Source organism: Pseudomonas sp., from assembly GCF_037994325.1.
In the GTDB taxonomy this organism is placed as follows: domain Bacteria; phylum Pseudomonadota; class Gammaproteobacteria; order Pseudomonadales; family Pseudomonadaceae; genus Aquipseudomonas.
On sequence record NZ_JBBNAH010000454.1, the window covers coordinates 1 to 5,323 of the forward strand.

The following is a 5,323-nucleotide window of genomic DNA, read 5'->3' on the forward strand; positions in this document are numbered from 1 at the left end:
GTATAGGCCGAAGTGGTGGCTGTGGCGGCGAAGTCCGAGGTTGGGTTAGCGGCCAGGTAATACACCTTGTCCGGGCTCGCGTAGGTGGCGTAGTTGCTATACGACCAGTAGGTAGAGTTGCTGCTGGAGGCCGCCGTGGTGCCACGGCTGGTGTCGTAGTCCCAACTGACCATATAGCCGGTAGCCAGGTTGAGGCTGCCGCGTGCGCTTTTGAAACCGTTGACGTAGGCGGCGGTAAAGCTGGTGCTCATCGGCGTTGAGGTAACGGTGCCGTCGCTGTAGCTCACGGTGTAGGGCGGGTCGTAGGTGACCGCCGGGTTGTAGTACAGCGGGTTAAAGGTCGAGGACTTGGCGCGGCGGCTGGTGCGGATCTGGTCTGCGCTGTAGCCGTAATACGTCGAGCCGCTGCTGGGGTTCATGGTGTCCGGGGCGAAAGCCCACTTCATGCTCCCGGAGTTGTCGATGGTCACCATGATGTTCGGCGCCACGCCTTCGGTGAGAAACAGCGGCACCTGGCTCAGGTTCAGTGCGGTGGCGTCAGCGCTACCGACGTGTACGGCAGCTAAGAGCCACAGCGGCGACAGCAGGCGCAGCAGAGCGGGGCGATAAGTCATTGCACGGTGATCCTGTAGACGCTTTGGCGGATAACGGAAAAGCGTTTGCCGTCAGCCTGGGCGGCTGCGCTGACGCGGTAGTAATAGGTGCCTTTGCCCTGTTGCAGGGTTTCCAGGTCGGTGGTCGAGGTGCCGATGTAGGCGGCATTCCAGCGCGGGGCGGTGGCAAAGCTGGCGGCGCCATCGGCGCCTTTGTAGTCGGTGGCATAGGTGTTAGCCGTCCACCAATCCGTGCCCGCTGCGCTGCTTTTGGCGAAACGATCACTGCCCAGCACACAGAGGTTGCTAACCCTGGCGGCGAGGTTACCGATACTGCTGCTGCAATCACCGGAACCGAGGGTGCTGACTCCGGTGTTAGCCAGCGCTTGCAGGCGGCGCTCGCCTTCACGCAAGGCTGACTCGGCGGCATTGGCTGCATGCTGGCGCTCGGCAACGCCGCCGCTCAAACGGTTTTGCAAGGTGCTGTCGCGCAGGCTGGCGGTGGCCAGCAGGGTGATTAACAACAGCATGATCAGGGCGACTAGTAACGCCGCGCCTTGTTGTGTTTGCCGAGCTCGGTTCATCGCATCAGGTTCCTCAAGGCCACGCTGCCTTGGCTGATTTGGTACAGGTACTGGTCGCTGCTGCGGCTTTTGCCGCTGAGGGTTTTCCACTGGTCGAGCACGCTGCTGGCGACGCCGTCGCGCAAGGTGGCGCTGCTGGTCAGTAAGGCGGCGTAGCGCAGGCTTTGGCTGGGGGCGCCGCTGCTGGGCACGGGGAACAACACAAAATCGGCCAGGCCATCGACCAGCGTGGTACTCACACCGCCAACCGAGCAGGTGAGGGTGCCGGCCCCGGCGCTGGTGCTGCTGACAAAACTGATGCGGCTCAGCACATTCGCCCCGGCAGCAATCTTGTTGCCTAGGCAATCGAAATCGGCGCCATCGGCCGAGCCTTGGTAGCGGTAGCACACACCGGCTTTGTCGCTGCTTAGCAACAGGGTTTGGCCGGCACTAAACGAGGGGCAGCCATTGCTGCTGGCCAGGCTCGGGAAGGCACTGCTCAGGCTGTTGTTCGTCAGCGGCGAGGCGCGATAACCGGTGCGCGCCAACTGCTGGTCGAGCAGCAATTGAAGGGTGCGGCCCAGGCTTTGGTTGCTGCTCTGGCCTTGCTGAAATTGGTAGTTGCGCTGGTTGTCGATGTACACCTGCGTGGCGCCAAGAACCATAAAGGTGCTGATCAACATGGCGACCATCAGCTCAATCAACGACAGGCCTTTTTGCCTGGCCGACATGGGCTGTTTCATAGCTCGGCTCGCAGGCGGTAATAGCAGATGTTGTCGGTGCAGGTGCCGGTTTTGTCTTGCCAGGCCAGTTGAATCATCACCACGGAACTGGAGCCGCTGCTGCAGCTGTTTTCCTGCTTGCTGGGGCAGATGGTGAAGTTGCTTTTGAGCAGACCGCTGGTAACCGGCAACAGGTTTTGCACTTCCTGCAGCCAGCAGCCCAGGTCTTGGCTGGCCACCGTGGTGCCGCCGGCACTGCGATCGATGCTGGCGCAATTGGCCACGCTGGCGCTGGAAAATTCACTGCCGGCGGCCTTGTAGTAGCTGGAGGTATTGCTAAACAGCTCGGCGGCATTCAGGGCGGCGTCAGGGTTGCTGCGCATCAGCTCGACCAAGTCCTGAGCGAGCATCACCGCCGCGCTGCGCTGGTTGGCGCTTTGCGACAGCTGCAAGCCTTGGGTTTGCAGGGCGACCATGCCCAGTACACCGGCGCACAAGACCAATAGGGCCACCAGCACTTCGATCAGGCTGAAGCCGGCCATGGCCGAGGGTTTATTGGCTGATGGTGGGGCGGGAGATCTGGCCACTGGCGAGTACCTTGATTGTGCGGGTGGTCACCGAGCTGTCGTTGCTGTAACCGACGGTGATGGTCGGCGGGCTGCTGAGCGCGCCGTTGCTGCAAGAGGTGCTGGTGATAAAGCCCGGGCAAAAGGTCAGCGTGGCCAGCGAACTGCTGGCGCTGACATCGGCGAAGTTGCCCTTGGCGTAATGGCGCAGGGTTTCGCTGCCGGCCTTCACGGTAATTTCCCCGGCCCAGGTGCTGGCTGAACCTACGGTTACCGTGACACCGCGACCACGGGTCAGCGCTTCACTGCGGGCGTACTGCAGCACCGCGTAAATTTCATTGGCCGCCGCCAGCGCCTGGTTGCCACGGGTCAGGCGGGTAAAGCTGGGCACGGCGATCGCGGCAAACAAGGCCAGCAACGCCAGCACAATCAGCAGTTCCACCAGGGTGAATCCGACCTGAGTGCTGGCGTGCCGACGGTAGTTCGCGGCAACAGTGAATTGAGCCATTACAGACATAGGCTTCACGAAGGTAGGAATTGAGGTCGCGAGTTTGGGCAGTGTTTGTATTGCCAGAATGTCCGTAGGTATCGACTGTGTTCAGGCGGTGTATGGGAGTCGATACAAATGGCGGTCAAAAACATTAGCGATTGGCAGGTATGCGCGGCGGTCTACGCCATGCATCAACTCAGGCTGGCCGGCGCGCTTACGACCTCGCCCGTCGAGGCGGTTATCGAGCAGCTGATGGTCAGTACCGGGCAACCGCAAAAGGTTTGTACCCGGGCGCTAGAAAGGGCCTACCGCCATGGCTTAGTGGAAGCCGGAATGTGGTTTCACGGCGGCTGGTTAACCCTTGAAGGGATTGGCCTGTTGTTTCTCCCGCAGTAGCGCCGATAGCCTCATTTCAAAGGCGTATTGCTCGATAGGGACGTTAGCAATCGCCGCGTCCGCGCCTTAAACAACGTTGTGAACAGCACAGCGCCACCCATAGCGTAGGAGCGAGTTCGCTCGCGAACCCTGTTAACGCTGATCTCTGAGCATGCTGCGCGAAACGTCGCTATCAACCTGTGCTCTTAATCGGGCCGTTTTATGGACAGTTCGCCAGCTCTATAAGGGGCTTCCGATAGCTCGTCAAACCCATCGAGTCGCAGCCTGTAGGTGAGGGTGTTGTTTACCTTCAACGGCTCGCACAGCTCCTCTACAGGCTTACCCTGTCGGCGTTCTATGAGCTGCTGCGATACCAACGGCGTAGCGTTTTTATAGGAATACGACTATGGGCAGTTCATCTAAACGGCTAGGCAGTACGGTGTTGTTTCTCTGGGCGCTGAGCGGCGCATTTTCTGCCTATGGAGCCACCTATGTTCCCAAGGCTATTCAGGCCCAGGTTGTTCCAGGCGCCAGTTGCGAAATTCTTCAGCATGCCCGCTGGGGTGCTGAGACAGCCGCGCAGGGCACCCAGGTTTTTGTACCTGGTGGTGACATCAGCTCGCTGAGCTTCTTGAACCAGAAGGCAGTTGATCCCCGAACGTTTTACGAACAGGTAGTGGCGGCCAAAAAGGCTATCGATTTTCTCCAGGAGGATATGAGCAAGTTTATGCGCACCCGCGCATTTGCTACGCGCATGAACTCAATGTACGAGCGCCGTTTCTTCCGGGTTTATTTGCAACGTGCTGACTATCTAGAGGCGTCGGTCGGCTTGTTGGTCAGCAACCTTGGACGCACGCTCGGTGCTGACGCGGCGGGTTACGGAAAGCTTTACAACGTGCAGCCGTTCAACGCGCAGGGCGACAATATTTTTCGCAGCATGAACGTGTTGTCGCGCAAGTTGGTAAATGTGCTTACGCCCGCTGCCGAGGGTTGTGGTGGGCGCTAGGGGACGACGGATAAAACTAAAAAGGGGCGCCTGTTACCGGGCGCCCCTTTCATTTATAGCCAGGTAAATCAGGCGGCCTGGCTGTTTTCCTCGGCTTGTTTCAGCGCGCGGTTAAGGGCGCTGAACAGGGCACGGAAGCTGGCGGTGGTGATGTTTTCGTCGATGCCAACACCGAACACCGGACGGCCACCATCCAGACGCACTTCGATATAGGCCGCGGCCTTGGCATTGGCGCCAGCGCCGATGGCGTGCTCGTGGTAATCGATGATTTCCAGGTTGCGTGGCAAGGAGGCAACCAAGGCTTCCAGTGGACCTTTGCCAGTGCCGTGTTTGCGGCGCAGTTCGCCGCTTACGCTGACGTCGATATCCACGTTGCAGATGCCGTTTTCTTCCTGCAAGCGATGGCTTTTCAGCACGTACGGGCTGTCAGCCTGCAGGTACTCGTTCTGCAGCAAGCCGTAGATCTGCTCGGCAGTCATTTCCAGGCCAAGGCGGTCGGTTTCTTTCTGCACCACTTGGCTGAATTCGATCTGCATGCGGCGCGGCAAGCTGATGCCGTATTCCTGCTCGAGCAAGAAGGTGATGCCGCCTTTGCCCGACTGGCTATTAACGCGGATCACCGCTTCGTAGCTGCGACCGATATCGGCTGGGTCGATTGGCAAGTACGGTACTTCCCACACGCCGTCTTCTTTCTGCTGGGTAAAGCCTTTGCGGATCGCATCCTGGTGCGAGCCGGAGAACGCGGTGTGCACCAAGTCGCCGACATAGGGGTGACGAGGGTGCACGGGCAACTGGTTGCAGTCTTCAACTACCTTGCGCACGGTGTCGATATCGGAGAAGTCCAGCTGTGGGTCGATGCCCTGGGTGTAGAGGTTCAATGCCACGGTCACCAGGCAGACGTTGCCGGTGCGCTCGCCATTGCCGAACAGGCAACCTTCCACACGGTCAGCGCCGGCCATCAAGCCCAGCTCGGTGGCGGCCACGCCCGTGCCACGGTCGTTGTGGGTG

General features: G+C 59.9%; 7 protein-coding genes and 1 pseudogene. 2 read left to right on the forward strand and 6 right to left on the reverse strand.

Annotated elements, in window-relative coordinates:
- The 5 genes and pseudogenes from AAAB16_RS15245 to AAAB16_RS15265 form a co-directional block, all read right to left on the reverse strand.
- Positions 1-614, reverse strand: a pseudogene (locus AAAB16_RS15245) (hypothetical protein); the annotation flags it as partial.
- Positions 611-1,177: a PilX N-terminal domain-containing pilus assembly protein gene (locus tag AAAB16_RS15250; protein ID WP_340664082.1), complete on the reverse strand. Its 567-nt coding sequence runs from the start codon at positions 1,175-1,177 to the stop codon at positions 611-613. The pseudogene AAAB16_RS15245 and the gene AAAB16_RS15250, both read right to left, overlap by 4 nt.
- Positions 1,174-1,899, reverse strand: coding sequence for a prepilin-type N-terminal cleavage/methylation domain-containing protein (locus tag AAAB16_RS15255; protein ID WP_340664083.1), 726 nt, complete (start codon positions 1,897-1,899; stop codon positions 1,174-1,176). The genes AAAB16_RS15250 and AAAB16_RS15255 overlap by 4 nt, the downstream gene beginning before the upstream one ends.
- Complete coding sequence (gene pilV / locus AAAB16_RS15260; RefSeq protein ID WP_340664084.1) at positions 1,896-2,465, reverse strand: type IV pilus modification protein PilV; 570 nt, start codon at positions 2,463-2,465, stop codon at positions 1,896-1,898. Before pilV ends, AAAB16_RS15255 begins: the two co-directional genes overlap by 4 nt.
- Entirely contained in the window at positions 2,431-2,961 is a 531-nt protein-coding gene (locus AAAB16_RS15265) for a GspH/FimT family protein (RefSeq protein WP_340664085.1), read from the reverse strand. Before AAAB16_RS15265 ends, pilV begins: the two co-directional genes overlap by 35 nt.
- Before the next feature lie 108 nt (positions 2,962-3,069).
- Between AAAB16_RS15265 and AAAB16_RS15270 the strand changes: the two genes are divergently transcribed.
- Together AAAB16_RS15270 and AAAB16_RS15275 are read left to right on the forward strand one after the other, a co-directional pair.
- On the forward strand, positions 3,070-3,330 hold the full coding sequence (locus AAAB16_RS15270) for a hypothetical protein (RefSeq protein ID WP_340664086.1): 261 nt from the start codon (positions 3,070-3,072) through the stop codon (positions 3,328-3,330).
- Positions 3,331-3,715: 385 nt separating this feature from the next.
- Complete coding sequence (locus tag AAAB16_RS15275) at positions 3,716-4,315, forward strand: hypothetical protein (RefSeq protein ID WP_340664087.1); 600 nt, start codon at positions 3,716-3,718, stop codon at positions 4,313-4,315.
- Between the two features lie 68 nt (positions 4,316-4,383).
- Here the strand turns inward: AAAB16_RS15275 and AAAB16_RS15280 are convergent.
- Positions 4,384-5,323: alpha-isopropylmalate synthase regulatory domain-containing protein (locus AAAB16_RS15280; protein ID WP_340664088.1), on the reverse strand; the 940-nt coding region annotated here is incomplete at its 5' end.

What these genes read in the sequence shown, in the direction of transcription:
- AAAB16_RS15270 (WP_340664086.1), top strand. Translation starts at nt 3,070, where the DNA reads ATGGCGGTCAAAAACATTAGCGATTGGCAGGTATGCGCGGCGGTCTAC.
- AAAB16_RS15265 (WP_340664085.1), bottom strand. Translation starts at nt 2,961, where the DNA reads ATGTCTGTAATGGCTCAATTCACTGTTGCCGCGAACTACCGTCGGCAC.
- AAAB16_RS15250 (WP_340664082.1), bottom strand. Translation starts at nt 1,177, where the DNA reads ATGAACCGAGCTCGGCAAACACAACAAGGCGCGGCGTTACTAGTCGCC.
- AAAB16_RS15275 (WP_340664087.1), top strand. Translation starts at nt 3,716, where the DNA reads ATGGGCAGTTCATCTAAACGGCTAGGCAGTACGGTGTTGTTTCTCTGG.
- AAAB16_RS15255 (WP_340664083.1), bottom strand. Translation starts at nt 1,899, where the DNA reads ATGAAACAGCCCATGTCGGCCAGGCAAAAAGGCCTGTCGTTGATTGAG.